A 25,381-nucleotide genomic window follows, 5' to 3' on the forward strand; every position below is an offset into this window, starting at 1 on the left:
GCTAGATTCCCCCGCCCGCGACGACCGGGCCGCGCTCCATCTGTTCGACGAACGCCCGGAAGTATTTACGCGAGTCCCACGGGCCGGGTGCGGCCTCCGGGTGGTACTGGATGCTGCTCGCGTAGCTCTTCGGCATGCGCACGCCCTCTACCGTGCCGTCGTTCAAGTTGACCTGGGTCACGTGCGCGCCCGTGCCCTCCAGCGAGTCCGGGTCGACCGCATAGCCGTGGTTCTGGCTCGTGATGGTCACGGTGCCGTCCTCCAAGTCTTTCACCGGATGGTTCGCGCCGCGGTGGCCGAACTTCAGCTTGTACGTGCGACCTCCGACGGCTTGGCAGAGGACCTGGTTGCCCAGGCAGATGCCGAAAACGGGGACGCGGCCGAGCAGGTCGCGGGCGGTCTCGACCACCTCGGCGAGCCGCGCCGGGTCGCCCGGGCCGGGTGAAAAGAGCACGCCGTCCGGCTTCCACGCCATCACCTCGTCCGCGCTCGTCGTGGAGGGGAGGACGATGCTGCGGACGCCCAGGGCGGCGAAGCGGCGCAGGATGTTGAACTTAAGCCCGCAATCGACCACGACCATCTTGAGCTTGAAGTCGGCAAGGGGTTGGTCGATCGGTTCGCGACCGCTCGGGCCCCAGGCGTAGATTTCGCGCGTTGTGACTTCCTGCACAAAGTCGCGCTGGCCGTAGTCCACGGCGCGCTCCACCGCCGCCCGGGCGATGTGCTCGCCCTCGGAGCTGACGGCGGCCATCATCGCGCCGGCGTCCCGTACACGCTTTGTCAGGGCGCGTGTGTCGACCCCTTGGATCGCGACGACCTTGCGATCGTGCAGAAAGGCGTCGAGGTTCTGGCTCGAGCGCCAGTTGCTGGGTTGTGCGCAGGCTTCGCGCACGACGATGCTCGTGGGCTGGATTCGGTCTGACTCGAAGTCGTCTTTGTTCACCCCATAGTTCCCGATGAGGGGATAGGTGAAGAGGACGATTTGGCCGGCGTAGCTGGGGTCGCTAAGAATCTCCTGGTAGCCGGTCATCCCGGTGTTGAAGACCAATTCCCCGGTAGCCGTCCCGGTCGCACCCAAGTGGTGTCCCTTGACGACGGTCCCATCCCCGAGGGCGAGGTACGCGTCCAAGTCGGAGGCGAATCATACCAGCCGGAGCCGTCAACTTTTCTCGCGGATGGTTACGGTGGCGTCGTCGGCCACCTTGGCATGGACCGTCGTGCCTACGCTTGCCTTGATGTTCGAGCCTTTGAAAGTGCCGCGCAGGGTCTTGTCGACGCTGCCGACGAGGTCGCCGATTTCTCCCGCCGCTTGGGCGGCGAGCACCAGGTCGACCCCCGCAAGGCTGCCGACGTTGCCGCTCTGCAGGCCCTTGATGGCGTCTGCCCACGTCCCTGACCCCTCGTTCCGCCCTTGCTTCTGGATCAGTTTCTCGGTGCGGCCCAGCCCGTGTTTTTCAGCGATCTTCTTCAGCTTCTGGTCGGGCTCCTTGCCCTGGGGCGTCTCGCCTTTAACGAGGGCGAGGAGGTAGTCGCGGGCTTCCGGGTCGTTCACCAGGGCCTGGATGTCGGCCGTGTCCTGGTCGAGCCGCGTGTTGGAGGCGGTGAACTCGTACTCGGCTTGACCCTCCCCTTGGCCGGAGGACAGGGCCAGTTTCTGGCCGTCCACAGTCTGGACCGAACCGAGTTCGACCACGAGTCGGGCTGGCTGGTTGCCCAGGGCCGAGGCGACGGTGCCCCCGCGGGACCGCGCCACCTTGCCTTCCACGAGGGTTCCTTGGGCAATGACGGTGTGCCCGTCCTTGGACTTCACATTGTCGCGGACGACGAGCTTCACTTCGTCGCCCACCTTGCTACCGCCCGAGGTGAGCGGGGTGAGGAGCAGAAGTGGCACGTCGGCCCCTTCTTCCAAGGCAGCGTGCACGACAGGGGCGGGCTTGAGCATGGCCGGTAGCTCGACCGGGAGGCGGTTCTCCTTCCAAGCGTAAGCCCCGTAGACGACACCGCCGATCACGCCCAGACCCAGGATTGCCCGAACCCACTTCATCCTAATCACTCCGACGCATGGACGGCTTGGCTGGCTTCAAAGTCCCGGGTGGGTTGGACGCAAAAAAGTGAGCGGGGCCCGCGCTCGCTTCACGGGCCCCGGCTCGGGGGAGGATCTCAGTTCTGCTTTTAGACCTTGCTCTCGCCAGTCGTGCCAATAGCAACAAGCTCTGCCGGCCAGGCGTTCCCGAAATTTCAAGAAAACTTCTGCAAAGGCCTTCGTCCAACTCAGAACGTCCCTTCGAAACGGGAGATTTGCCGTCACCTGCGGCGCTGGAACGACATGGCTGCGGCGGCCACGACCGGGATCGGGTCTTGGCGGAGCTTCGCCACGCTGGGGAGAAGTTCTTCCGGGCACCTTCCGTCAAGCTGCCGCAAGGCTTCCAGGCGAACCCCCGGCCGCGGGTCGAGAAGCATGGCTCCCATCTCGTAGATCCCGTCGTTCAGCTTCCCGAGAAGCTGGATCCCCACCCGTGCCCGGAATTCGTCCGGGTCGTTCAGGAGGGAAGTCGCGAAAGGCTTTGCCTGGTCCGGGAACTTGGAGAGGAGTTCAAGCGCCGCCATCCGGGTCAGGAAGTCCTGGTGGAACACCATCGCCTGGGCGGTCGAACCGGAGTCAGCGCTCCCGATTTGGTTGAGCGAGGCCATCGCCGCTCGGACCACCAAGGGGTCGGGGTCGAGGCAGAGCTTCATCAGCCCGGGGACGGCGCCGGCCGCCTTCAGGGGCCCCGCCGCGGTGGCCGCCTGCCTCTTCAGGTCGGGGTCTTCCAGCCAGTTTCCGATGAGGGCGCCGATGTCCCGGATCTCGGCGTCGGTCGCGATGCGGATCACGTTCAAGATCTCCGGCTTGCTGCCTTTGAGGGCCTTTGCCCCGAGCGGGGCCGCGGCCCCGATGCCGATGCCTTTGGCGACGGCGACGAAGGCGCGGATCTGCAGGCGGTCGGCCTGGGCGAGGCGGTGGTCGAGCATCCACTCGAACGCGGGCAAGCCGATCTCTTGGAGCAATTGGACGTTCTCCGCGACCTCCTTCTCGGCGCTGCCGACACCCCACTGGGTCGCCTTGGCGTAGATCTTCTCCATCTCCGCATCCGAAGGCTTCGGCTTGCTGCCGGGCACGGGAAGGGGCGATGTCTGGCGGGTGTCAGGGGCTTGGGTCGGTGCCGGGCCGAGGTCTATGGAAACGCCATAGGTCGAGCCCGCGAACACGGCAAAGTCCTCCAAACCCTTGCCGTAACTGTCGGGGCCGGCGAGGTCGACAAAGACGCCGAGCGAGCCCGTCCCCCGGGAGGCGTTGCCTTGACCGGGCGGCCCCTCGTAACGGTCTTGTCCCGCGGAATCTACGAAGATGCCGAGGCCGTTCGCCACGCCAAGGCCCGGCTGGCCGTCCCGCGCGCTGTAGACGTCGTTGCCCGCGCGATCGAGCAACATGGCGACGCCGTAATCGTGGCCGATCGCCTGTGAGGCGCCCACCTGGGCGATATAGGAATCGTCCCCGGCAAGGTCAAAGAGGAAGGCAGCCGTGCAGTGCATCGCGCTGGCCTGTGCGTAGTGGTAGGCGCTGTACGTATCCCGCCCGCCGCCGTCCCAGAGCACTCCAAGGCTGAACCAGTAGGAGCTTCCTTGGGCATAAGTGTCGGCGGTGTAAACGTCTTGGCCTGCAAAGTCGGTGAGGAGGCCGATGCCTCCGCTCACGCCTCCCGTGTCCTCTCGGAAGCCCGATGCGAACCCTTGGGCGAAGGAGTACGAAACGCCCGTGAAGAGCGGTTCGTTCATGCTGAGGCCGCCCGCTCGGTATGAGTCGTCGCCACGGAGGTCGGCGAGCCACCCCACTCCCTGCGTGCGCGCCGCCCCCTGGCCGAAGAGCCGCAAGCGGTAATCATCGTCGCCCGCCGTATCCAGCAGGACGCCGACCCCGAAGAAGCCGAACCCTTCGGAAAGCGAGACGGCGTCATAGCGGTCATGGCCTCCGTCCTTGCGCAGGAGGCCGACGCCGCAAACGCCTGCACCGAAGCAGAGCGAGCGGCCCCGGAAAATGTCCTGGCCGCCCATGTCGTACGCGATGCCGACGCCACAGACGCCCGCGCCGACGCTGAGGTCTGGCGCGAAATAGCGGTCGTCCCCGCCGACGTCGATGAGGACAGAGCTATAGCCGACCCCCGCCCCGCACCGCCCGGTGTAGAGGTCGTCTCCGCCGAGGTCTATGGTGATGCGCGCGTCGTTGTCGTCGTGGACCGTCGGGCCGCGTCCGCCGATCACCACGACGAGCCCGTTTACCACAAGGCGCAGCTTCGGCCCGGAGATATCCTCCTTGGCCTCGCGCAGATTCCGGGCGACTTGGACGACGACTTCGGACAGCTCGGCCCCCGCCGCCTGGATCTTGGCGAGGTCGACTCTGTCCATGAGTTGCAGGAGCCGGTCTCGCCCGGGCGGAGTGGACTTGACGAACTCAAACTTGACCTTCGGCTCTTCGACGGCTAGCGTCGGTAGGCCTTCAATGAGTTCGCGGAGCTCGGACGGAGTGAGCTTCGCGAGCGCGGCGCGGACTTCGACGTCCGAGCGCTGGGTCGCGGCGACAAGCTGCCCGACTGGCTCGCGCAAGCCGACGGGGAGGGAATTGACGGCGGCGGGCTCGGGTGCGGGCCGCGTCGGGCCCACCGGCTTCCCGGCCATCGCGAGCGCCTGCCGCACGATCTGGTCTAGCCCCTGTTTCTCCAATTCGCCGGGCACGGCCAGGAGCGTGTCGGCCGTCGCCAGGGGATCTCCCAGAGCTTGGGCGACGAGCGGCATCCGGTGCTTGTCCTGAAAGGGTTGTCGCGAATACTTCAGGTCGACCGGGCGTAAATTGCCCACGAGCATCGCGTCCGCGAGCCCTTGCTTCTCAGCGGCACTCAGCTGGCCGTGGGCGGCAAGGGCGAGGGTGGCGGCGGCGACTAAGACCGCGACGCGCAGGCTCATGTCCCGATTATGCCCGTGATCTTTGGAGGGGCCGTTGAGCCGGTCAGTCGGCACGGAGCACGCGCGGCCGCAAGAGGCGCTCGACGAGTTCGTGCGCGCGACCCATCGGGACGGACCGGTCGCCGATCACGCGCTCGTCCAGCGGCACCGCCGAGTCTCGAGGCAAGGCGCCGTCGAACTCCAGGGCCAGGCCCTCGCCGTCCTCGTGCGGGAGGATCAAGGTGAGCCGCCCTTCGGGGTCGCGGAGGATCGGCTCCAGAAGCCGCTCGCCGACCAGGCTCAAGTAGCGCTCCGCCTCCTCTTCACGTCCAAACTCACGGGCTTCGGCGACACCGTCCAGGGCGGTCACGGTCGGCCGCTCTTCGGCGAGCGCCGTCGCCAGGGCATCGAGCCGCGGGAAGACGGCCTGGCCCAGGGAGCCGGGCGGTTCGGCCTGATAGCCGGCAAGGCGCGCGAGGCCGAGCACGCGCAGTTCTCTCGAGAAGACCCGGGCCCGCTGCCCCCGGCGGAGGGCCAGGTTCGGCAGTTGGGGGCGAAACCCGGCCCCCCAAGGCCAAAGCAAGTTCGCCATGGGGAGCCCCTCGTCCGCACGTCGCAGGTTGAACTCGAGGTTGGAGAGGAAGTTGACGCTGTCGTCGATCAGGCGGCGTAACAGCGCCTCGCCGTCCCCGTCCGGGAGCCGCGCGCGGTAGTCCTCGCCCGCCGCCTCGGCGAGCGGCGTGAGCCCAAGCTCGATCGAGCCCGATTCCCAGACCAGACCGTGGTCGACCCCGTCGGCAGCGAGGAGCGTCAGCCGATCCGTGTCCAGGATTTTCGCAGCCTCGACCGCTTCCCGCCCGACCAGTAGGCCGCGGGGCGGCAAGGTGTGGATGCGGCCCGCTTCGTCCAGGGAAGCGAGGGAAAGGTGGATGTGCACGCTGCGCTCCGGGGGTTCGAAACCCAGTGCGGCGACGGTGAGGGGGCCCTGGGCCGGTGGGGCGCCTTCCGGGGCGATTCCGAGCCACGTGCGTTCGTCGAACCCGTCCGCGGGCGGCAAGCGGACGACGCGGCCCTGCTCGGGCAGGGACTTCCAGCCACCACGGAGGTCGGCGAGGAGAGAAGCCTGGCCCTGCCGGGCGATGACTCCGGGGATGACGACTAGCGCTTCCAAGGCCATGCCACGTCCCGCCAGGATAGCCCGTTTGCGCGAAGGTAGACCGTGAGCAGGGTCGCCATCCCGGCCGTATCGAGCAGCACGTCGTAGGGTGAGCCCGAGCGGTTCGGGGCGAAGCCCTGGTTCATCTCGTCGAAGACGGCGTGGGAAAGCGCCCAGGCAAGGCCCAGCGGCACGGACTTCGCGACGGACGTGCCAGCGCCGGCCGCCCCGCGCGCGGCGCTGTACGCGAAGATGCCGTACGCGGTGAAGTGCAACGCCTTCCGCACGACGAGGTTGATCGTGCCCGCCACCGGTTCGGAGAGATGCAGGATCTGGGTAAGGAAATACATGAAGCGCCCCGGGCCGCCCTCCGGACCGCTAATCACGGCGAGCGAGAGGCCGACCAAGACCGCCAGGAGGAGCCAGCCAGAGCGGGGGCCGGACCGAAACACCAGCCACAAAAGGGTCAGGCAACACAACGTCCCCGCGATCAAGAACGCAAGGGGCATCGGCACCTGCAGGTTCTCGCGCGAGCCGAACGCCCACCCGCCGAACAGTGCCCCTGCATAGAACAGCGCGGCCCATGGCCAGGGCTTGGTGACGCGGCGCCAGTAGGCCGTGACGGCCAGCCCGAGCGCCAGCGGCAGAGCGAACGGTGCCACGGGAACGGCGAGTGTGGCCACGGTCACGAGATTAAAGACGAAGGCCCCCTGGCGGCCCGGGGCGTTTGGGCGGCTTCCGCTTCGGTCACGAGGTGCAGAACAATCGGCTGCCCGAACGAGTTTCAAGACCCACCGCGACGCGGGAAGGGAAGCCTGGCCAGGCGGTACCCTGAAGCCCCATGCGAATCCTGGTGACGAACGACGACGGGATCCGTGCGCCCGGCCTCCTCGCCCTCGCGAACGTCGCCCGAGAGTTTGGCGAGGTGAAGGTCGTCGCCCCAGACCGGGAGCGGAGCGCCTGCGGCCACTCGATGACCATGCGAGAGCCGCTCCGCGTGACCGAGTTCGACGTCGACGGGCTGGAAGGATATATGGTGAGCGGCGTCCCCGTGGACTGCGTCAACGTGGGCCTGACCGTGGGTTGGCCGGATGGGTGCGACCTCGTGCTCAGCGGGTTCAACAACGGCCCGAACCTGGGGTTTGACGCCACGTACAGCGGCACCGTCGCGGGGGCGATGGAGGGCGTCATCAACGGCATCCGCTCGATCGCCTTCTCCATGAGCGTCTTCGCAGATGGCGCGCCGTTCCACTACGAGACAGGGGCCACCTGGCTGCGCGAGAACTGGGCGTGGCTCACGGCCTTGGAGTTGCCCCCGCTCTGTCTGCTGAATGTGAACGTCCCTGCGATCGCCGAGCCTGAATTGAACGGCCACCGCTTCGTCTCCATGGGGAAGCGGGTCTATGAGGACCGGGTCGAGCGAAGGGAAGACCCTTGGGGCCGGCCCTACTATTGGCAGGGCGGCATCGTCGTCATGCGCGCCGAGGAAGACGAGAACGACGTCTGGGCGGTGACGAACGGCTACGTCGCGGTAACCCCCATCACGCTCGACTGGACCGAATACGCCACGCTGCGGAAACTTCGGCAAAGCGATCCCAGCGCGGAACCGGCGGCAAGCCGCTAATCCAGGTCCAGCCACTCCCGCAGGGGGGAGTCCGAGGCTTCGAGAAGAAGGTCGCCAAGGCTCGGCTCGCCCAAGATCCAGCGGTGGATCTGGTGCGGCACCCGCCCCAGTTGGTCGGCGTCTATCGGTCGCGGCCAGTTCAAGAACGTGTGCTCCCGGTTCGGCACGACCCGCTGTTGGGCCACGGTGAGCAGGCGGGCTTTGGGCGGAAGGCTTTCCAGGATCAAGCCGGCGGCTTCCTGGACCACTTGGCTCTCCGTGCCGGTCTCGACGCTGGGCTGGGAGATGAGCGTCCGCGCGGCCAGGCTGAGCTTGTGGGGCGGGGTCGGCTTGTTCGGGTCGCCGCGGACCAGGTCAAGGTACGAGAACCCGAGCGGTTCCTCTTCGACCGCCTGGGGCTCGATCGGCACGCCGACCATGCGGCGGGCGCAGTCGTCGTGCAGGGCGAGGATCGCGTCAGTCACCTCTGCGCTGGCCTCTGCCAGGTCCGAGGTCGCCTTCACCATATGCCCAAGGCTTGTGCGGTCCAGGCACGTCCGGGCGAAACGGTCGAGCAGGTCGAGCCGCTCCTCGTTCGCATCGAACAGGCGGAACTCGACGTCCGATTCCGGTTGCCAGTTGCAGACGGTCGCGACGACCGCCGGCGAACTGGCCACGTTCCCCGCGCCATAGAGGCAGACGACGCGCATAGCCTTAGTTTAGTCGGATAGCCGTTGCCTGGTGAGGCGGGCGAAAACGACCGACAATTGTGCTGGGGATTGGCTCAGCGGTGAAGAACAGCATACGGAGCGGAGTTTACGAGGCGGACCGGGTTTTTGCGGCGTGCTTCGTCTCTGGCCTCGTCGCCTGCGGGCTGGCCGCTCCGTTCGCCACCGCGGACGACACGTCCGGGCTTGGGCTAGTCCTGGTGGTCGCGATGCTGCTCGCCTGGAGGCTGGGCGGCAAGGCGGCCGCGTTCTGGGCGACCCCGATCGTGGCGACCGTGCCGGCCGCCCTCCTTGCGGAACACCCCTTGCTCGCCACGGCCACCCTGATGGCGCACGCCGTCGGGTACCTCTCCTTGGTCTTCGTCGCAGAGGCGCTGGAGGAGCACTGGCTCCGCCAGGGACGGCTCTATCTGGGGAAGCTCTCCACCGGCTTCAGGGTACGGACCCTGAGCGTGCCGTCCGGCAAGATCGTGGCCCAGCGGTCTACCGTCACGAGCGCGACCCGGCCGTAAACCTCTTCCCATCCCGCGTCGTTGCCGATGTCCGGCAATTCGGCCCAACCCGCTAGCGAACCGCGGATGTTGTAAACGGCCAGGATCGGCTCCTTGCCCTCGCCCCGGAAGTGGACGACGGCAAACTTGTTGTACGGGGCGACGTTCACGACTGCCATGCGGCCGTCCGCACCGGCGGGAATGTCTTCCGGGCCGAAGAAGACGGCCTCTAGCGGAGACTTTGGGTCAAAGAGCGTGTCGGCCTTGTCAATGTCCCGGAAGATCAAGGTGGCGCCGCTCTCGCGCTGCCAGCCAGTGAGGGGCTGCGGTCGCGTCACCAGCCGTTTGGCGACCTGAACGACGTCCTCCTTCATCTCGCCCACCTGCGTCCACTTCACGTTTTCATACCGGTAGAGCGTGCGCTTTCCAGCTTGTTCGCCCCAGGCGAACACCCAACCGTCTTGGGACGAGACCAGGCCCTCCGGGCGGAATTCGGACGGCGGGTCGAGCGCTTCCGCCAGTTCGCCGTCTTCGCGCACGTAGCAGAACTTCGTCTCTTCCTCGCGCTTGCAGAACGTGGCGAACATCATCGTCCCCTGGATGACGACCGGGCCGAGCTGGCCCTTTTCAGGGTCGGTCTGGATCTTGTGGTCTCCGAGCGTGAGCTTTTCGACAGGGATGACCTTGGAGCCGCCGTCGGGGGAGATGACAAGGCAGGCCTTCTGATTGGGGACGAGCCGCCAAGTGGGGCCGGAAAGCGCGGCCGCAGCAAGCGCGATAAGGACCGTCATAAGGGTTCAAGGGTATCAGACGCCGCAGGAGCCGATACGTGACGCCAGGGACTGCCGTCCCTCATCAATCCCTCACAAGGACCGGATAAAGTCCGCTCTATGAGGGTGTTGGTCGTCGAGGACGACGAGGAGATCGCGGAGCAGCTAGCGATCGCCCTCCGGAACTCGGGGCACAAGCCCACCGTGGCGAAAGACGGGGTGGAGGGCGAGCGCGAGGCCCTGCTGAACCCATACGGGGTGATCCTCCTGGACGTCATGATGCCTGGCCGCAACGGGTTCGAAGTGTGCCGACGGCTTCGCCAATCCGGGGTCGAGACCCCCATTCTGATGCTCACCGCCAAAGATGCGGTGGAGGACCGGGTGACCGGTCTGGACACGGGGGCGGACGACTACCTCGTGAAGCCGTTCGAAATCGCCGAGCTTCTTGCCCGGATCCGGTCCCTCGCCCGCCGGGACTCACAGACCCGCACCGGCGTCGTCACGATCAACGACCTGGTGGTGGATTCCCGAACCCAAACGGCGACGAAGGCTGGCGAGCCGTTAAGGCTCACTCCCAGGGAGTTCAGCCTCTTGGAGGCCTTGGTCCGCAACGAGGGCCGCACCCTGACCCGCGAGGCGATCCTTGAGCGGGTGTGGAACAACGACGAGGCCCTGCCCAACACGGTCAGCTTCCATATGTCCTCGCTCCGAAAGAAGGTGGATCCGGAAGCGAAGCTGATCCACACCGTCCACGGCTTCGGCTACGTTCTGCGCCGGGGAGAGGGCTGAGCCATGGCGGCGCGGTCCTTCCGGTTCAAGCTGCTGCTCTGGACCGGGCTTTCGTTCTTTCTCGCGGTTTACGGGGTCGGCGCCGCGCTAGTCTGGGTGAGCGGTCGCGCGACTGAGAAGCTCTTCGACGAGGCGCTGATGGAGATGGCGCGGGTGGCCGCGGAGGGGCCCAACCCCTTACGGCACCGTGAGGAGCCACGCCGTGGCGAACCTTTTGGCCTTGGGGAACCACCCTTGGGGCGCCGCGGTCCAGATCAGGACCGCACACAGGACGGGCTTCCTCTGAAGTCGCCCCGCTTCGTCGGCGTGGCCCCTGACGGTGCCTTGGTCGGGGAGGGCTGGGACGACGCCCTCGCTCGGGCCGCCCTTAAGAAAGGAGCCTTTGTCGGAGACTCGCAAGGCGAGGGGAAGGTGCTCCGCGTCGCCTCCGTCCCGGTCCGGGGTCGCCAAGGGCGGGTCTTGGGCGTCGTCCAAACCGCCGATGACCCGGCGAGCCTCGCCCTCGGCCGCCAAGCCCAGCAAAACACTTTGCTGCTTGCGGCGCCGGTCTGCCTAGTCCTGGTCGCGCTCTTGGCGAAGGCGCTTTCGGACCAGGTCCTCCGCCCGGTGGGCCGTGCGACGGAGTTGGCCCGGGCCATCGCCGCAGACCCTGGCGCGGGGGTGCGCCTTCCCGTCGAGGGCGACGACGAGATGGCGCAGATGGCAGGGGCGTTCAACAAGATGACGGACGGACTGCAGGCTAGCAACCGCCGCTTGGCGGAGGCGCTGGAGGCACAGCGCCGCTTCACAGCGGACGCCTCGCACGAACTGCGGACGCCGCTCACGCGCATCACCCTCGCCGCGGAGAACGGCGCTGGCGAGAACGTCGACCCGGAAGGGCGGAAGACGGCACTTGAAACGGTCAAGCGCTCGGCCGCATCCATGCGACGGCTGATCGAAGGCCTCCTCGCCCTTTCGCGCAGCGACACAGGCCGGCTTGAGCTTGAACTTGGACCGGTCAAATTGAAACAGGCAGCTGTCGAAGCGGTCGCGGAAGCGGGTTTGGCGGCAGACCCCCGGGTCAGCGTCGAGGGGGCGGAGGTGACCGTCGGCGCCGATTCCGACGCGCTGAGGCGGATCCTCGTGAACCTCTTGGAGAACGCGACCCGGGTGACGCCACCGGAGGGCAGCGTGACGATCGCGGTGGAGGCGGTCGGCCCCAGGCTGACCGTCACGGACACGGGGCCGGGCGTCGCCCCTGAGCACAGGGAGCGCATCTTTGACCGCTTCTTCCGGGCGGACGAGTCGCGGTCCCGTGCATCGGGCGGGAACGGACTGGGCCTCGCCATCGCCCGCGAGCTTGCCCAAGCCATGGCTGCCAAGCTCTATTTGATGCCGGGAACGGGGCCCGGTGCTACTTTTTGCATCGATTTTTCGCCTTCTGACCCTTCCTCACAAGATTCAAACAGCGAAATTGTATGAATGGGAGGAAGCCGGCACAAGCCGGAACCAAAAGAGAAAAGCGATGAAACAGCGAAAAGGTCTTTCGAGCATTTTGGCCCTCGGTGCGGCCCTTGCCCTTGCCGGTTCGGCTCTCGCCCAGCAGGGCGGGCCGCCGCCCCAAGGGATGGGACCGGGCGGCCCGGGCGGCCGCGGAGGCCGTGGCGGCGGACTCGTGGCCGTCCTCCAGATGTCCACCGTGCAGAAGCACCTTGGGCTCACCGCGCAGCAGATCCAGCAACTTCAGCTCATGCGCCCGCCGCGACGCGGCGAGGGCGGTGGCGAACCTGGAAAGGTCGACAACCCGATCGAGAAGGTCCTGAACGCGAACCAGGCGGCCCGAGCCAAGCAGCTCGCCCTCCAGTTTGACGCTCCCATGTCATTGATGGGGCCAGAAGCGGAAGGCTTAAAGCTCACCGAGCAGCAGCGCGACGCCATCCGCCAGATCATTGAGAAGGCGATGCCGCGCCCCGAGCAAGGTGAGCGCCGCGACCAAGGTCAGCGCCTGGATTGGAACAAGATGCAGGCCGCCAAGGCGGGTGCCTACAAGCAAGCCCTGGCCCTGCTCAGCGCCAACCAGAAGCAGGTCTGGGCGAAGCTGACGGGCGATCCCTTCACCCAGTGGGTGGAGCCGCAGCGGCCCAACCGCGACTGACAAACATCAGCCCCCGGACTTCGGCCCGGGGGCTTTTTTTGTGCGCGGTCGGAACCGCTTTCGCCGTCTCGCGCGTACCTGGCCATGCAGATGAGAACTCGTATGGCTTTGGTTTGTCTCGCCCTCTTGCCTGGCTTGGCCCTCGCCCAGAAGAGCGACACAGATTCTATCGATTCGATCATCAACGCCCTCTATGACGTGATCTCGGGCCCGGCGGGCCAGAAAAGGGACTGGGGCCGGTTCCACAGGCTCTTTGCGCCCGGCGCCCGCATGATCGTCACCGCGAAGAGGGACGAGAAGATCGTCTCCACCGCGCTGACCCCCGAAGACTATGAAAAGCGGGGCGGGCCCATTCTGGAGAAAGACGGGTTCGAAGAGAAGGAGCTTTCGCGAAGGGTCGAGAGCTACGGCGCGGTCGCCCACGTCTTCAGCACCTATGACTCGCAGATCGGCGGCAAGCCCTACGATCGGGGAATCAATAGCATCCAGCTCACGTTCGACGGGGAGCGCTGGTGGATCCAAAGCCTCGCCTGGTCGGGCGAGCAAAACTTCGGCCCGATCCCGGAGAAATATCTGGGGGGCTAAGCGGGTCAGCCGGCGACCGGGCGACGAAAAAGAATGAGCGACTGACACCGCCTTTGGTCTCAGCCGCTCATTTTTGTCGCTTGACGCCTCTTTACTTGCGGCGGCGAGCGGCGAGGGCGGCGAGGCCCGCGCCAAGCACGAGCATCGTGGCCGGTTCCGGAACGACCGCCAGGCCGTCATGGGCGCCCAGTCCGCTCAGAAGCAGGTTGCGCGTGTAGTTGGCCGGGTTGTAGCTGTAAAGGTTTCCACTCCAATCGATGGCGAGGATGCGGTTCAGGTCCTGAACGTATGCCATGCCGCCGTTGTCCACGAAGCCGTCGCCGCCAAGGTTCGTCGCCGAACCATTGGTGCGGTCAAGGCTGTGGAAAGTGCCCGGGCCTGCGAACATGCCGAGCAATTCGCCGGTCGAACTGTTGTAGGTCATGGCGTCCAGGTTGATGAACGGGTTTCCGATCGCGGTGGCCGCGCCAGTGTTCATGTCGAGCTCGAACAGGCCCTGAGGGTTGTCCGTGGACTTGCCGGCGTAAAGTTTGCCGTTGCTCTGGTCATAGGCAAGTCCGAACAGGCTGGTGACGCCGGTCGATCCGATCGCAGTGGCGGCGCCGGTGTTCAGGTTGACCCGGTAAAGCGTGCTGATAGCGCCGAATCCGCCGCCCCAGCCGTCCACCATGTACATCGTGTTGTTTGCCGTGTTGTAGGCCAAATCCCCGAATTCAAAGCCGACGCCAAGAAGGCCGACGTTGCTGAACGCCAGGGTGTTGGAGTCCAATTTGCGGAGCATATTGTCCGACTCACGGACCGTGTAAAGATCCACGGCAAAGGCAGAGCTTGCGACAGCTGCAAGCGCGATAGCGAAAATCCTCTTCATATCCATCTCCAAGAGTACAAACTCCGATATATAGGATACACCCCAAAAGAGGCGCTTTACTATAAACGGTGCCAGTAAAATTATGAGAACTCATACCGAGTACCTAACTTTCGCTACAAATTCCCGCGAGGAGTTCGTGAGGATCACTGATGAAATCGCCGCGATCGTCGCGGAATCAAAGGTCCACGAAGGCATGGTCCTCGTCTCCGCGATGCACATTACGGCCGCGGTCTACGTCAACGACTGGGAGGGCGGGCTGATCGAGGACATCAAGGAATGGCTGGGCAGCCTCGCCCCAAAAAAGGACTACCGGCACCATCGAACTGGTGAAGACAACGGCGAAGCCCACCTGAAGAACCTCCTGTTGCACCACCAAGTGATCTTGCCGATCACAGCTGGGAGGCTGGACCTGGGGCCGTGGCAGCAGGTCTTTTACGCGGAGTTTGACGGCCAGCGTCGTAAGCGCGTCGTGGTCAAAGTCATGGGGGTCTAAGGGGGCTAGCGTCGGCGCTTGCCGAACTTCTGCATGCGCTGCTGCATCTTGGCCATCTGCTTCATGCCTTTCCGCATCTCGTAGAGCTGCTCGATCAGACGGTTGACGTCGGCTTGGCTGGTTCCCGAGCCTTGCGCGATGCGCTTGCGCCGCGAGCCGTTCAGCAGCTCGGGGTTGGCGCGTTCTTTCGGGGTCATGCTGAGAACGATGGCCTCAAGGTGGTCCAGGCGGCGCTCGTCGAGGTTCTCCAGGGCTTCCTCGGGGACCGCGTTGGAGAGGCCCGGGATCATCTTCATCAGGCTCTTCATCGAGCCCATCTTGCGGACCATGCGCGTCTGCTGGAGGAAGTCGTTGAAGTCGATCTTGCCCGACTTCATCTTGTCCTCCATCCCCGCCATGTCCTCGCCCTGGAAGGCGACCTCGGCCTTTTCGATGATGCCGAGCACGTCGCCCATGCCGAGGATCCGGCCCGCCATGCGGTCGGCCTGGAAGAACTCCAGCGCGTCGGTCTGCTCACCTGTCCCGATGAACCGTACGGGAACTCCCGTGGCTTGCCGGACGCTGAGCACGGCCCCGCCCCGGGCGTCGCCGTCGAGCTTGGTGAAGATCGCGCCCGTGAGGCTCAGCCGTTCATGGAAGGCGTTCGCGACGTTCACCGCCTCTTGGCCCGTGGTCGCGTCGAGCACGAGAAACGTCTCGCTCGGCTTGGTCTCCTGGGAGACGCGACGGAGCTCCTCCATCAGCGGCTGATCGATGCTCAGCCGCCCGGCGGTGTCGAGAACGACGACGTCGAGGAAGAGGTGGCGAGCCCGCTCCACGGCTTGGCGCGCGACCGTGACCGGGTCGGTGGCCGCCGCCCCCTCACCGGAATCCGGCCCCCAGACGGGCACGCCAACCTGCTCGCCCAGGACTTGGAGCTGCTTCACCGCAGCGGGTCGCTGAAGGTCGCAGGCCGCCAAGATCGGCTTCTTGCCCTGGCGGACGAGCCACTTCGCCAACTTCGCGCAGGTGGTCGTCTTGCCGGAACCCTGAAGGCCGCACATCAGCACGACGGTCGGCGGGGCGGGCGACCAATTGACCGGCGTTTCGCCTTGACCGAGCAGTTCGATCAGCTCGTCGCGGACGATTTTGATGATGGTCTGGTCGGCCGAGAGGCTGCCGAAGACCTCTTCACCCACCGCCTTCTCCTTGATCTGCGCGACAAACTGCTTCGCGACCTGGAAGTTGACGTCGGCCTCCAAAAGCGCCACGCGCACTTCGCGGAGCATTTGGTTGACGTCGTCCTCACTCAGACGGCCCTTCTTGCGCAGGCCGGCAAAGATCGAGCCGAGACGCTTCGTGAGGTTGTCGAGCACTGAGGCAAGTCTACCGGTTGGGGTAGATCCGGCCCCTTGCTAGCGGGCGCCGCTACTGGGCCCACTCGCTACCGGGCGGTCCAGACTTGACCGGATCGCCACGACCTGGCGCAGGAGCTCCTCTGCCATCGCGAGGGGCCACTGGGTGGCCGCGTCGCTCAAGGCGCGATCGGGGTCCGGATGGACTTCCAAGAAGAGCGCGTCGATGCCGACCGCCGTCGCGGCGCGGGCCAGGGCGGGGATCGCCTCACGGTTGCCGCCGCTTGCGGTGCCCGCACCGCCGGGGCGCTGGGCCGAGTGGGTGGCGTCAAAGCAGACCGGCCAGCCGAACGAGCGCATGGTCTCCAGCCCTGGCATGTCCACAACGAGGGTGTTGTAGCCGAATGTGGTGCCTCGTTCGGTCAGCATGATCCCGCCGGCCCCGAAGGCTTCCAGCTTCCGCACGATGTTTCCCGTATCGTGGGGAGCAAGGAACTGGCCCTTCTTCACGTTCACGGGCCGCCCCGTAGCCGCGCACGCCTCCAGTAGGTCGGATTGACGGCAGAGGAACGCGGGCACCTGCAGCAGATCGACCGCTTGCGCGACCGCGGCGGCTTGGTCGGGGAGGTGGACGTCGGTGGTGGTCGGAACTCCGAACTCTTGGCCGACAGTCTGCAAGATACGCAGCCCTTCTTCCATGCCCAGCCCTCGCTTCGAATCGACCGAAGTGCGGTTCGCCTTGTCGAACGAGGCTTTGAACACATAGCCGAGCCCGAGCCGGGCGCAGGCTTGGGAAACGCCCTCCGCCACCTCGCGGCAGAGACTGAGCGATTCGGCCATGCACGGCCCGGCGATCACGACCAGACTCGGTCCGCCGACCTCGACCGAACCCATCCGAAACGACTTCAAAGCTTGGCCCCCGCCTTGCGAAGCAGGGTCTTCAGTTCCTCCACGTTGTGGATCTCGAACCTCGTGTCGAGTTTTTCGCCGCCCGGCTTGAAGGTCATGAAGTGGGGAAGGCCCACGATGTTGAACTCCTTCGTGGTGGCGTCGATATAAGCCGGGTCGACCCCTGTGCTGTGGTCGATCTTGAGTGCGACGACCTCGTTCAAAGCGGCGATCCCCTGAGGCGTGCGAAACACGTTCTTGTCGGTCTCCTGGCACTTCACGCACCAATCGGCGGTGACGTCGATGAAGATCGGCTTGCCGCTCTCTTTCGCCTTGGCGAAGGTCTCCGCGTTATACGGTTGCCAATTGACGCTGATCGCTCCGGGGTTGCCGAGCTGCCTCAACTCTTCGTTGAAGAGCGCTTGGGAGCGCGCCTCAAGGGCGGTGCCCGCCATCAAACCCAGCGCTAGCAACGCCACGCCCTTGATCCCCATCACCAGCTTCGTGGGCTGTTCCTTTTCAAAGAACAGCAGGTAGGCGGCGGCGAGCCCATAGGCCGCGACCCAGCCAAGCAGGGTCCTCGGATCGTCGGGCTTCATGCCGAGCCCCTTGAAGAGGTAGTCCACCGCGAGCCACAAGACGACGAGGCCGAGGACGGACTTCACCGCCTTTAGCCAACCGCCAGATTTTGGCAAGACCTTGCTCGCTCCGGTCGAGACCGCGGCGAGGACGATGAAGGGGAGGCCAAGCCCGAGCCCGATCGAGGTGAAGACGAGCAGGCCGATCCCCAAGTTCTGGGTGTTGGCGACTTCGATCGCGACCGCGCTGACCAGCGCGCCCGCACAGGGCGCCGCGGCGAAGCCCATGAGCAGCCCCATGATCAGGGCGCCGGTGGGGCCGGAACGGCCCTTCAGGTGCTTGCCGATGAATGGGGGGATGCCGATCTCATACACGTCGAACATCGAGAGCGCCAGCACCACCATCAACGCTGAGAGCGCGAAGAGGAACCAGGGCATCGTGAAGAGCGCCCCCACGCCCTTGCCGAGCGCGGCGAAGATGGCCCCCACCGCCCCGTAGGTCAGCGCGATCCCCATCGCATAAGAAAGGCCGAGACCGATCTTGGCCCCCCGGTTGGTCGCGCTCTGGTTGGAGAAATAGCTGACCGTGATCGGGATCATCGGATAGACGCAAGGCGTCAAGCAAAGCGCGAGCCCGACGATCATCGCGCCCAACACGATGAAGAGGAAGTTGCGCTGCCGGAAGTTCTCTTGTAGCCAACCGGCCAAACCGGAGCCATGCGGTTCAGCGACCGGTGGCGCGTCGGCCGGGGGCTGCTCTCCAGGAACCGGGTTGGTGGGCGCCGTGACGGGGGTCTCGCTCCCCGCACCACCGGCGGTCACGGCCAGGGCCGCCTTGGCTTGGATCGTCTTCGGCGGGAAGCAACTGGTGGCGTCGCACTGCTGGAACTTCACGTCCAGCACGACCCTGTGCTCGCCCGTCTCCTTCGGCGCGACGATCTCGACCGGGATCCGCGTCTCGCCGGAATAGACCAAGACCGGTTCGGCAGACCCGCCGACCGCTTCGTTTGTGCCTTTCGGGTAGTCGACTTTCGAAAGCGTAGTCCCCTCGCCCGCCTTGACCTGGACCGGGATCATGTAGTCCTCGCTCGGCGGGTTCTGGTAGCCGTGCAGGCCTTCGGCAAAGGTCAGCACGACCGTTCCCTTCACGAGCTCGCCGGCCACAGCCTGCGGCTTCTCCAACTCCAGGCTAAGGGTCGGGGGCGTGTTCTGCGCCCAGGCGGCAATCGCCAGGAGGGTGGCGGTGACGAGGGCAAGGAGTCTTGGCTTCATGACGGGGGTCAGCTCCGGGAGTCTACTCTCGGCCAAAACGGCCTTCGACCCGTGAATGGTTCCCGAGGGCCTGTTTTGGCGCGGGGCCCCGGGGCTAGCGGCCGGCGATGCCGAACCAGCGCTTGATCTTCGTAACGGTGGTCTGGCGGTTGATCTCGGCGATCGCAAGCGTGAGGGGCACCTCTTTCGGGCACACCTTGACGCAGTTTTGGGCGTTACCGCAGTTGGTGATGCCTTCCTCGCTGGTCATGACTTCCAACCGGTCTGCAGCGAGCGTCTTGCCCACCGGGTGGAGGTTGAACAGCAAGGTCTGGCCCACGGCGGCAGGGCCGATGAACTTCGACCGCTCGTTCACTTGCGGGCACGCTTCGACACAGCATCCGCACGTGATGCACCGGGAGAGGTCGTACCGGAGCTTGCGGACCTCGTCGTCCTGGGGCGGGGCCATGCCGCGGTCGTACGAGCCGTCGATCGGCACCCAGCCCTTGATCTTGATCAAGTTCTCGAACATGCGGCTGCGGTCGACCATCAAATCCCGGACGAGCGGAAACTTCTTCATCGGCTCCAGCCGGATCTGCAGGACGTCGTCGATCTCCTCGCCGACTTCCTCGACCAGGGCCGTGCAGGACTGCCGGATGTGCCCGTTCACGTTCATCGTGCAGGATCCGCAGACTTCTTCCAGGCAGGCGGCTTCCCACGCGACCGGCTCGACCTTTTTGCCTTCGACCGTCGTCGGGTTCTTCCGGATCTCCATAAGGGCAGAGACCACGTTCATGTTCTGGCGATAAGGCAGCTCGAACGTGTCCCAAGTGACGGGCGCTTCAGCGTTCGCTTGGCGATGGATGATGAAACGGACTGTCTTCGCCATACGGCTACCCTCCATTCTACGCGGTTTGGGGGAAATCCATTTTATCGCGAGGCACGGGGGCTTTGGCGAACGAACTTGGACCTATCGGCGTCACGATAAAGAGTTTGGGGGACGAAGTACCCTCTTACTTGAGGTGTCCTTGCATGCGCCGCGCTTTTACGCTTATTGAGCTTCTGGTTGTGATCGCGATCATCGCGATCCTCGCCGCCATCCTGTTCCCCGTCTTCGCACAAGCCAAGGCTGCGGGAAAGCGGACGCAGAGTCTGAGCAACGTCAGGCAGATCTCGGTCGGCATGATGATGTACGTCGGCGACAGCGACGATCGGACCCCCTCGCTCTGGAACGACCTTCCCGCCGCGCCGCGCCGCACGGACTACTGGTACGTCCTGATGCCGTACCTGAAGAGCTACGAGGTTTTCTACAGCCCGGAGCGGACGGACGCGGTCTGCGACATGGGGGACATTGATTCCACGATCAAGAGCAAGCGCTGCTTCGGCTACGGCTACAACTGGGGCATCCAAACTTATTCGGGCGGAGGCCTGTTGCAGGCGGAGACGCCGATCCAGGGCGGCGGCCAGTTGCAGGTCGGGGTCGTCGTGACCCAGGCCGAGAACCCTGGCAGCATGTTCGCCTTTGGCGACACCTATGACACCCCCCGGTACACGATGGGCGTCTTCGACCAGTTCAACTTGGACACCTACAACGGGCCGTTCCGCAAGAGCGCGCTCCGCCATGGCGGCAAGTTCAACGTCGCGTTCTTGGACGGCCACGCAAAGGTGGTGGACTGGAACCTCTGCGCTGCCTACGGCCGGATGTCCCGGGAGAACTGGTACTCGATGCCGCCGAAGACTTCGGACCGCATGGGCTATTGCCTGACCGAAGACGTGATTGTAACCCTCGGCAATAACCGGGTGCTTTCCTGCGGGGACGCCGTCCGGGTGCCCGAGACCTACAACTGGGTCTGGGCGCCGAACTAGCGGGCACCGGGGCCCGGGACGGGTCCCGGACCAGGGTGATGGCTCCTCCGAGGGTTCGGAGGTACCTTTCACTTCATCCCGTACATCCCTCACACCGAGCAAGACGTCGCCGAGATGCTTGAGACTATCGGCGTCGAGTCGATCGACGACCTCTTCGTCGAAATTCCCGAATCTTTGCGCCTGCGGCGCGAGCTCGACGTTCCCCCCGCCATGGACGAGCGGCAGCTCTTCCAGCACCTCAAGGGCTTGGCCGACCGGAACCTGGACGCGACGAAGCTCGTGTGCTTCCTTGGAGCGGGGATCTACGACCGCTTCGTGCCTGCCTCGGTCGCGGCGGTGGTGTCGCGCGGCGAGTTCCTCACCGCTTACACGCCTTACCAGCCGGAGCTGAGCCAAGGCTATCTGCAGACGATCTATGAGTTCCAGACGATGGTCGCCGACCTCTTCGGAATGGATCTCGCGAACGCGAGCATGTACGACGGGGCGACGGCGCTCGCCGAGGCGGCGATCATGGCGACCGGCATCAAGGGCCGCGACGTCGTCGCGGTGAGCCAAGCCGTCCACCCCCACTACCGACAAGTGCTGGAGACCTACTGCTGGTCGCTCGGGGTCTCGATCCGGGAGCTGCCTTGCACGGGCGGAGAGACCGTGGACTTTTCTGCCGTCGACGATTCCGTGGCGTGCGTCTTGGTCCAGTATCCAAACTTTTTCGGCATCGTCGAAGACCTCGGCAAAGCGCGCGACGCGGCGCGGTCGGCGGGGGCGATGTTCATCGTCTCGGCAGACCCCACGGCTTGCGGCATCCTCACGCCCCCGGGCGCTTTTGATGCCGACGTGGTCACGGCCGAGGGGCAACCCCTCGGTGTCCCCATGGGCTATGGCGGGCCTCTGCTCGGCCTCTTCGCCTGCAAGCAGGAGTTCATCCGGCAGATCCCCGGCAGGATCGTCGGTCGCACCCACGACGCTCAGGGGCGCTCTGGCTATACAATGACCCTGCGTACCCGGGAGCAGGACATCCGCCGTGAGAAAGCCACCAGCAACATCTGCACGAACGAAGCGCTCATGGCGCTTGCGGCAACGGTCTACATGTCTGCGGTAGGCAAGAACGGGATCCGCCGCGTGGCCGAATCCAGCGTCCGCAACACCCAGTACGCCATCCAGAGACTAACCGAGGCGGGGGGCAAGCTGAAATATCCGGGCCGGGTCTTCGGCGAGTTCGTCCTAAGCCTGCCCCGCCCTGCCGCCGAGGTCCGTGACGCACTGATCGAGAAAGGCTATCTGGCCGGGCTGCCCCTTTCGGAGTACTACCAGACCATGGAGAACGACTTGCTCGTCGCGGTGACCGAGGTGCGGACCAAGGCGCAGATCGACGGCTTCGCCGCCGCGCTCAAAGAAGCGTTGTGACTTACGATTCACGGTTGACGCGACGGCCGTCAACCGTGAATCGTAATCACGCTACATCTTTTCGATCTGGTCGAACTTGAGTTCGACTGGCGTGTCGCGCCCGAAGATCGAGATAAGCACCTTGACCTGTTCCTTTTCCGGGTTGACCTCTTCGATCTTGCCGGTGTAATCGACGAACGGGCCGTCGATGACGCGGATGACGTCTTCTTTGTTGAACGCGACCTTGGGCGCCTCCTTACTGCTCTCCAGATTGCGCATGATCCGGTCCACCTCGTACTGTTCGAGCGGGATCGGCCGGTTGCCGCTCTGGACGAAGCCCGTCACCCCAGACGTGCCCTTCACGATCTTGTAGGTGTCGTCCGTCAAGTTCATTTGGACGAGGATATAGCCGGGGAAGACCTTCTTCTCGCGGGTCACGCGCTTGCCGGCGCGGGTCGTCATCTCCTGCTCCGTGGGGATCAGGATCTCAAAAATGTCGAGGTTCCACACGCGCTCCATGGTCGCGCGGCGCGTCAGCAGCTCCTTGACCTTGTTCTCGTGACCGGAGATGGTGTGGACGGCGTACCAGGCCCTGGCCACGCCTAGCCCCCTCCCCCTAAGCCCAGCATCCGAAGCGCGGCTTCGAAGAGGAACGACAAGACCGTGAGCATGAGCGCGATGAGGCCGCAGACCCCCAAGACCACACCGGTCAGCCGGGTGGTCTCTTGACGGGTCGGCCAGTTGACCTGGCGCATTTCGCGCTGCACGTCCCTAAAAAATCCGGTGAGGCCGCGTCTGCCGATCTTCACCATCGGCGCGCCTTCTGGGCGTTCACTCATTGTTCTTTCACGCTTTATCCAGGTACCGACGATCAGTCCGGCCGTCCGGCACCAGAGGGGAATAGCTGATCGTACCTAAGGGCCGGGGCCGGCCCGGGCCGTTTCTCAGCGGCTGATCGAGAGGATCTTGTAGGCGATCTTGCCCTGGGGAGCCTCGAACTCGGCCAATTCGCCGACAGCGCAGCCAAAAAGCGCCTGGCCCATCGGAGACTCTTCGCTGATCAAATCTTCGTCCGGGTTCGCCTCCACCGTCGAGACGAGGCGGACTTTGAACGAGATGCCCCGTTCGGCGTCCTCGACCTCGACCTGCGAACCGACACCGACCACGTCGGTCGGGATCTGGCTGGTCTCCAAAATCTCGGCGTTCGAAAAGATCGAGCGGAGCTCGCTGATCCGGTTCTCCACGATGGCCTGCTCCAGCTTCACCTCGTCAAGCTCCGAGTTGTCCTCGCTGAACTCGCCGTGGTCCATGCTTTCGCGCAAGCGTTCGGCAATCTCTGCCCGCTTGACGCCGGTGAGGCGCGTCAATTCAGCCTGGAGGCGGGCATGGCCCTCCGGGGTAAGCACGATTGGCGCTGACTGTTCAAGCTCGAGGTCTTCCATGGGAGCGGTATGGCGCGGCATTCTAGCACGACTTGGGAGTTAAGGGCCCAAGCGCCGAAAATCTACTGACGACTTTCGAGTTCGGCCGGTTCCTCCGGACAGGCCAGTTTTCCGCCATTTTCGGGACGAACCGCCGTCTTCTTTATGGGGAAAACGCGGTCAGGTACCTGAAAATGGGGAAGGTGGCTGCTTGGAAAGAGGCCTATCCTGGCGAAAGGTATCTTAACAAACGTGCGTTTGCTGCTCGTCTGGGTCTTGTTGGCCTCAATGGCCCTGGCCCAGTCCCCAGATCCGGCGCTGCAACCGCCCCAGGCGATCGTCACGGTCTGGAAGCACGCCACCGGGGCGGACATGGTCCAGGTCTCGATGGTCTCCTCCGCCTATCCCGGCGAGACCCTGCGCAACATTTGCCTGGCGATGGGCCGGGAACTCGGGTCGGAGCCCCGAGGCCTCGCCGTCACCCGTGACAAGTTGACGGCGGACCTTAGCGCGACCAAGGCACGCTTCGCGGTGGACGGGCTGATCGACCGCCAAAGCGGTGAGCTGCGGTTACAACCGGTCGTCCGAGCGTTCCTGGGCGTGCCCGCGCCCTTCCAAGTCTCTACCGTCCTCGTGAATTTCGACGGGGAGAAGCCGGTCGACGGGGTCACGTTAAAGGATTACGAGTCGGACACGGTGGTTCTGAAGGCCACTTACAGCGAGGCGCCGTTGGGGATCGAGTACCGGGTGGTCGCCCTGGTCCAAGACCCGGCCGCCCTCAAGATTCCGGCCCGGTTCCAGGAGCCGCAGATCCGGCAAAAGGCATCCAAAAAGGGCGCGGCCCCGCCGACAACCCTCCTGGTTGGCTTGGCAGGAGTATCGGCCCTTGCCGCGGTCGGATTGGTATACTTCGCGCTTGCCAACCGCGCCCGGCGGCGGCTTTCTGCCCGCCCTGGCCGCACAGGACGCCCACATGCGTGAACCGGCTTCGATCGAACTTCGCGACCTCATCCAGGAGGGTTACGACCTCGCTGCCTCTGACGTGATGATCAAATGCGGCCACAAGCCCATGATCAAGCAGTATTCCGCCGTTAAGGCCATGCCGGGCGAGTGGCCCACGCTTGACGAAGAGCACATCACACGCATGCTGTACTCGGTGATGAACGAGCGGCAACGGAAGAAGTTCGAGGCCACGAACGAGATGGACCTCGCCTTCCACCTGGAAGACAAGTGCCGTGTCCGCACGAACGTCTACCGCCAGCGGGGCGGCCCTGCCGCCGTCATGCGCATCATCCCATCGCGCATGCGCTCGCTGGAAGAGCTCGGCCTGCCGACCGTGCTCGGTGAGCAGACCAAGCACCGCCAGGGCTTGATCCTGGTCACGGGGCCCACCGGTTCGGGCAAGACCACGACCCTCGCGGCGCTGATCGATATCATCAACTCCACGCGCCCGGTCCACATCGTCACGATTGAGGACCCGCTAGAGATCGAGCACCAGGATAAGACCGGCTACGTCAGCCAGCGCGAGGTCGGCATGGACACCGACGACTTTATGCCGGCTCTGCGCGCCGTGGTGCGCGAAGCTCCGGACGTGATCCTCATCGGTGAGATGCGCGACACGACGACGATGCACGCCGCCATGCAGGCCGGTGAGACCGGCCACTTGGTCTTCTCCTCGGTTCATACCGCGAGCGCCTACGAGACGCTCGACCGCATCATCAACATGTTCCCGCCGCACGAGAAGGCGCACCTTTGCCAGCGCCTGGCCAACTCGCTTCGCGGCATCATCGCCCAGAAGCTTGTGCCGCGCGCGGACGGCAACGGCCGCGTGGTCGTGCCGGAGATCCTGATCTGCACGCCGACCGTCAGCAAGGCGATCGAGGACGGCCACTTCGGCGACCTCTACCACCTGATGAATGAAGGCGGCTTCTGGGGGATGCAGACGATGAACCAGGGCCTCGCCAGATACGTGAAGGCAGGGATCATCGCGGAAGAGGTCGCGCTGAACTACGCGGGCATCGTTTCCGAACTGAAGCAGATGCTGCGCCGCTGATATTGGTTTTGCG

General features: G+C 65.1%; 26 protein-coding genes. 11 read left to right on the forward strand and 15 right to left on the reverse strand.

Annotation, left to right across the window (positions count from 1 at the left end):
* Position 1 precedes the first annotated feature (1 nt).
* From carA to KF733_07205, 5 genes are all read right to left on the reverse strand, one after another.
* Complete coding sequence (gene carA, locus KF733_07185) at positions 2–1,129, reverse strand: glutamine-hydrolyzing carbamoyl-phosphate synthase small subunit (protein QYK54790.1); 1,128 nt, start codon at positions 1,127–1,129, stop codon at positions 2–4.
* A gap of 30 nt (positions 1,130–1,159) precedes the next feature.
* Complete coding sequence (locus KF733_07190; protein QYK54791.1) at positions 1,160–2,044, reverse strand: hypothetical protein; 885 nt, start codon at positions 2,042–2,044, stop codon at positions 1,160–1,162.
* Between the two features lie 260 nt (positions 2,045–2,304).
* On the reverse strand, positions 2,305–4,998 hold the full coding sequence (locus tag KF733_07195) for a HEAT repeat domain-containing protein (protein QYK54792.1): 2,694 nt from the start codon (positions 4,996–4,998) through the stop codon (positions 2,305–2,307).
* 43 nt (positions 4,999–5,041) lie between these two features.
* Complete coding sequence (locus KF733_07200; protein QYK54793.1) at positions 5,042–6,154, reverse strand: hypothetical protein; 1,113 nt, start codon at positions 6,152–6,154, stop codon at positions 5,042–5,044.
* On the reverse strand, positions 6,136–6,816 hold the full coding sequence (locus tag KF733_07205) for a VanZ family protein (GenBank protein ID QYK54794.1): 681 nt from the start codon (positions 6,814–6,816) through the stop codon (positions 6,136–6,138). Before KF733_07205 ends, KF733_07200 begins: the two co-directional genes overlap by 19 nt.
* A 158-nt stretch (positions 6,817–6,974) precedes the next feature.
* Here KF733_07205 and surE point away from each other — a divergent pair, with 158 nt between their 5' ends.
* Positions 6,975–7,757 (forward strand): 5'/3'-nucleotidase SurE, encoded by a 783-nt coding sequence (gene surE / locus KF733_07210; GenBank protein QYK54795.1) that lies wholly within the window; start codon positions 6,975–6,977, stop codon positions 7,755–7,757.
* Here the strand turns inward: surE and KF733_07215 are convergent.
* Positions 7,754–8,446 carry a hypothetical protein gene (locus KF733_07215; GenBank protein QYK54796.1) on the reverse strand — a complete coding sequence of 231 codons (693 nt, stop codon included), beginning with the start codon at positions 8,444–8,446 and terminating at the stop codon, positions 7,754–7,756. The two genes, surE and KF733_07215, sit on opposite strands and share 4 nt — an antisense overlap.
* Before the next feature lie 80 nt (positions 8,447–8,526).
* Between KF733_07215 and KF733_07220 the strand changes: the two genes are divergently transcribed.
* Positions 8,527–8,976: a hypothetical protein gene (locus tag KF733_07220; GenBank protein QYK54797.1), complete on the forward strand. Its 450-nt coding sequence runs from the start codon at positions 8,527–8,529 to the stop codon at positions 8,974–8,976.
* Here KF733_07220 and KF733_07225 read toward each other — a convergent pair.
* Complete coding sequence (locus KF733_07225; protein QYK54798.1) at positions 8,871–9,746, reverse strand: hypothetical protein; 876 nt, start codon at positions 9,744–9,746, stop codon at positions 8,871–8,873. The two genes, KF733_07220 and KF733_07225, sit on opposite strands and share 106 nt — an antisense overlap.
* A 99-nt stretch (positions 9,747–9,845) precedes the next feature.
* Here KF733_07225 and KF733_07230 point away from each other — a divergent pair, with 99 nt between their 5' ends.
* From KF733_07230 to KF733_07245, 4 genes are all read left to right on the forward strand, one after another.
* Positions 9,846–10,514 carry a response regulator transcription factor gene (locus tag KF733_07230; protein QYK54799.1) on the forward strand — a complete coding sequence of 223 codons (669 nt, stop codon included), beginning with the start codon at positions 9,846–9,848 and terminating at the stop codon, positions 10,512–10,514.
* Between the two features lie 3 nt (positions 10,515–10,517).
* A complete protein-coding gene (locus KF733_07235; protein ID QYK54800.1) occupies positions 10,518–11,975 on the forward strand; it encodes a HAMP domain-containing histidine kinase in 1,458 nt (485 codons plus the stop codon).
* A 43-nt stretch (positions 11,976–12,018) separates the two neighbouring features.
* Positions 12,019–12,648: a hypothetical protein gene (locus tag KF733_07240; protein QYK54801.1), complete on the forward strand. Its 630-nt coding sequence runs from the start codon at positions 12,019–12,021 to the stop codon at positions 12,646–12,648.
* A gap of 102 nt (positions 12,649–12,750) precedes the next feature.
* Positions 12,751–13,233, forward strand: coding sequence for a hypothetical protein (locus KF733_07245; GenBank protein QYK54802.1), 483 nt, complete (start codon positions 12,751–12,753; stop codon positions 13,231–13,233).
* Between the two features lie 91 nt (positions 13,234–13,324).
* Here KF733_07245 and KF733_07250 read toward each other — a convergent pair whose 3' ends face one another.
* Entirely contained in the window at positions 13,325–14,101 is a 777-nt protein-coding gene (locus tag KF733_07250; GenBank protein ID QYK54803.1) for a PEP-CTERM sorting domain-containing protein, read from the reverse strand.
* Positions 14,102–14,183: 82 nt separating this feature from the next.
* Between KF733_07250 and KF733_07255 the strand changes: the two genes are divergently transcribed.
* A complete protein-coding gene (locus tag KF733_07255; protein QYK54804.1) occupies positions 14,184–14,594 on the forward strand; it encodes a secondary thiamine-phosphate synthase enzyme YjbQ in 411 nt (136 codons plus the stop codon).
* Positions 14,595–14,599: 5 nt separating this feature from the next.
* Here KF733_07255 and ffh read toward each other — a convergent pair whose 3' ends face one another.
* From ffh to sdhB, 4 genes are all read right to left on the reverse strand, one after another.
* Positions 14,600–15,949, reverse strand: a complete 1,350-nt coding sequence (ffh, locus tag KF733_07260) for a signal recognition particle protein (protein ID QYK54805.1) — start codon at positions 15,947–15,949, stop codon at positions 14,600–14,602.
* Between the two features lie 39 nt (positions 15,950–15,988).
* The gene (kdsA, locus tag KF733_07265) at positions 15,989–16,822 is read right to left on the reverse strand and encodes a 3-deoxy-8-phosphooctulonate synthase (GenBank protein ID QYK54806.1); all 834 of its coding nucleotides are present in this window, start codon (positions 16,820–16,822) and stop codon (positions 15,989–15,991) included.
* An 11-nt stretch (positions 16,823–16,833) separates the two neighbouring features.
* On the reverse strand, positions 16,834–18,666 hold the full coding sequence (locus KF733_07270; GenBank protein QYK54807.1) for a thioredoxin family protein: 1,833 nt from the start codon (positions 18,664–18,666) through the stop codon (positions 16,834–16,836).
* Between the two features lie 94 nt (positions 18,667–18,760).
* Complete coding sequence (gene sdhB, locus KF733_07275; protein QYK54808.1) at positions 18,761–19,534, reverse strand: succinate dehydrogenase iron-sulfur subunit; 774 nt, start codon at positions 19,532–19,534, stop codon at positions 18,761–18,763.
* 143 nt (positions 19,535–19,677) lie between these two features.
* Between sdhB and KF733_07280 the strand changes: the two genes are divergently transcribed.
* Both KF733_07280 and gcvPA read left to right on the forward strand, forming a co-directional pair.
* On the forward strand, positions 19,678–20,511 hold the full coding sequence (locus tag KF733_07280; protein QYK54809.1) for a prepilin-type N-terminal cleavage/methylation domain-containing protein: 834 nt from the start codon (positions 19,678–19,680) through the stop codon (positions 20,509–20,511).
* 114 nt (positions 20,512–20,625) lie between these two features.
* The gene (gene gcvPA / locus KF733_07285) at positions 20,626–21,915 is read left to right on the forward strand and encodes an aminomethyl-transferring glycine dehydrogenase subunit GcvPA (protein ID QYK54810.1); all 1,290 of its coding nucleotides are present in this window, start codon (positions 20,626–20,628) and stop codon (positions 21,913–21,915) included.
* 51 nt (positions 21,916–21,966) lie between these two features.
* Here gcvPA and nusG read toward each other — a convergent pair whose 3' ends face one another.
* The 3 genes from nusG to KF733_07300 all read right to left on the reverse strand — a co-directional run bounded on the left by nusG (position 21,967) and on the right by KF733_07300 (position 23,336).
* Complete coding sequence (gene nusG, locus KF733_07290) at positions 21,967–22,494, reverse strand: transcription termination/antitermination factor NusG (protein ID QYK54811.1); 528 nt, start codon at positions 22,492–22,494, stop codon at positions 21,967–21,969.
* Between the two features lie 2 nt (positions 22,495–22,496).
* Positions 22,497–22,733 carry a preprotein translocase subunit SecE gene (gene secE / locus KF733_07295; GenBank protein QYK54812.1) on the reverse strand — a complete coding sequence of 79 codons (237 nt, stop codon included), beginning with the start codon at positions 22,731–22,733 and terminating at the stop codon, positions 22,497–22,499.
* 105 nt (positions 22,734–22,838) lie between these two features.
* Positions 22,839–23,336, reverse strand: coding sequence for a transcription elongation factor GreA (locus KF733_07300; protein QYK54813.1), 498 nt, complete (start codon positions 23,334–23,336; stop codon positions 22,839–22,841).
* A gap of 231 nt (positions 23,337–23,567) precedes the next feature.
* Between KF733_07300 and KF733_07305 the strand changes: the two genes are divergently transcribed.
* Entirely contained in the window at positions 23,568–24,296 is a 729-nt protein-coding gene (locus KF733_07305; GenBank protein ID QYK54814.1) for a hypothetical protein, read from the forward strand.
* Positions 24,232–25,368 carry a PilT/PilU family type 4a pilus ATPase gene (locus KF733_07310; protein QYK54815.1) on the forward strand — a complete coding sequence of 379 codons (1,137 nt, stop codon included), beginning with the start codon at positions 24,232–24,234 and terminating at the stop codon, positions 25,366–25,368. Before KF733_07305 ends, KF733_07310 begins: the two co-directional genes overlap by 65 nt.
* Positions 25,369–25,381 lie beyond the last annotated feature (13 nt).

The organism is Fimbriimonadaceae bacterium (assembly GCA_019454125.1).
GTDB lineage: Bacteria > Armatimonadota > Fimbriimonadia > Fimbriimonadales > Fimbriimonadaceae > JALHNM01.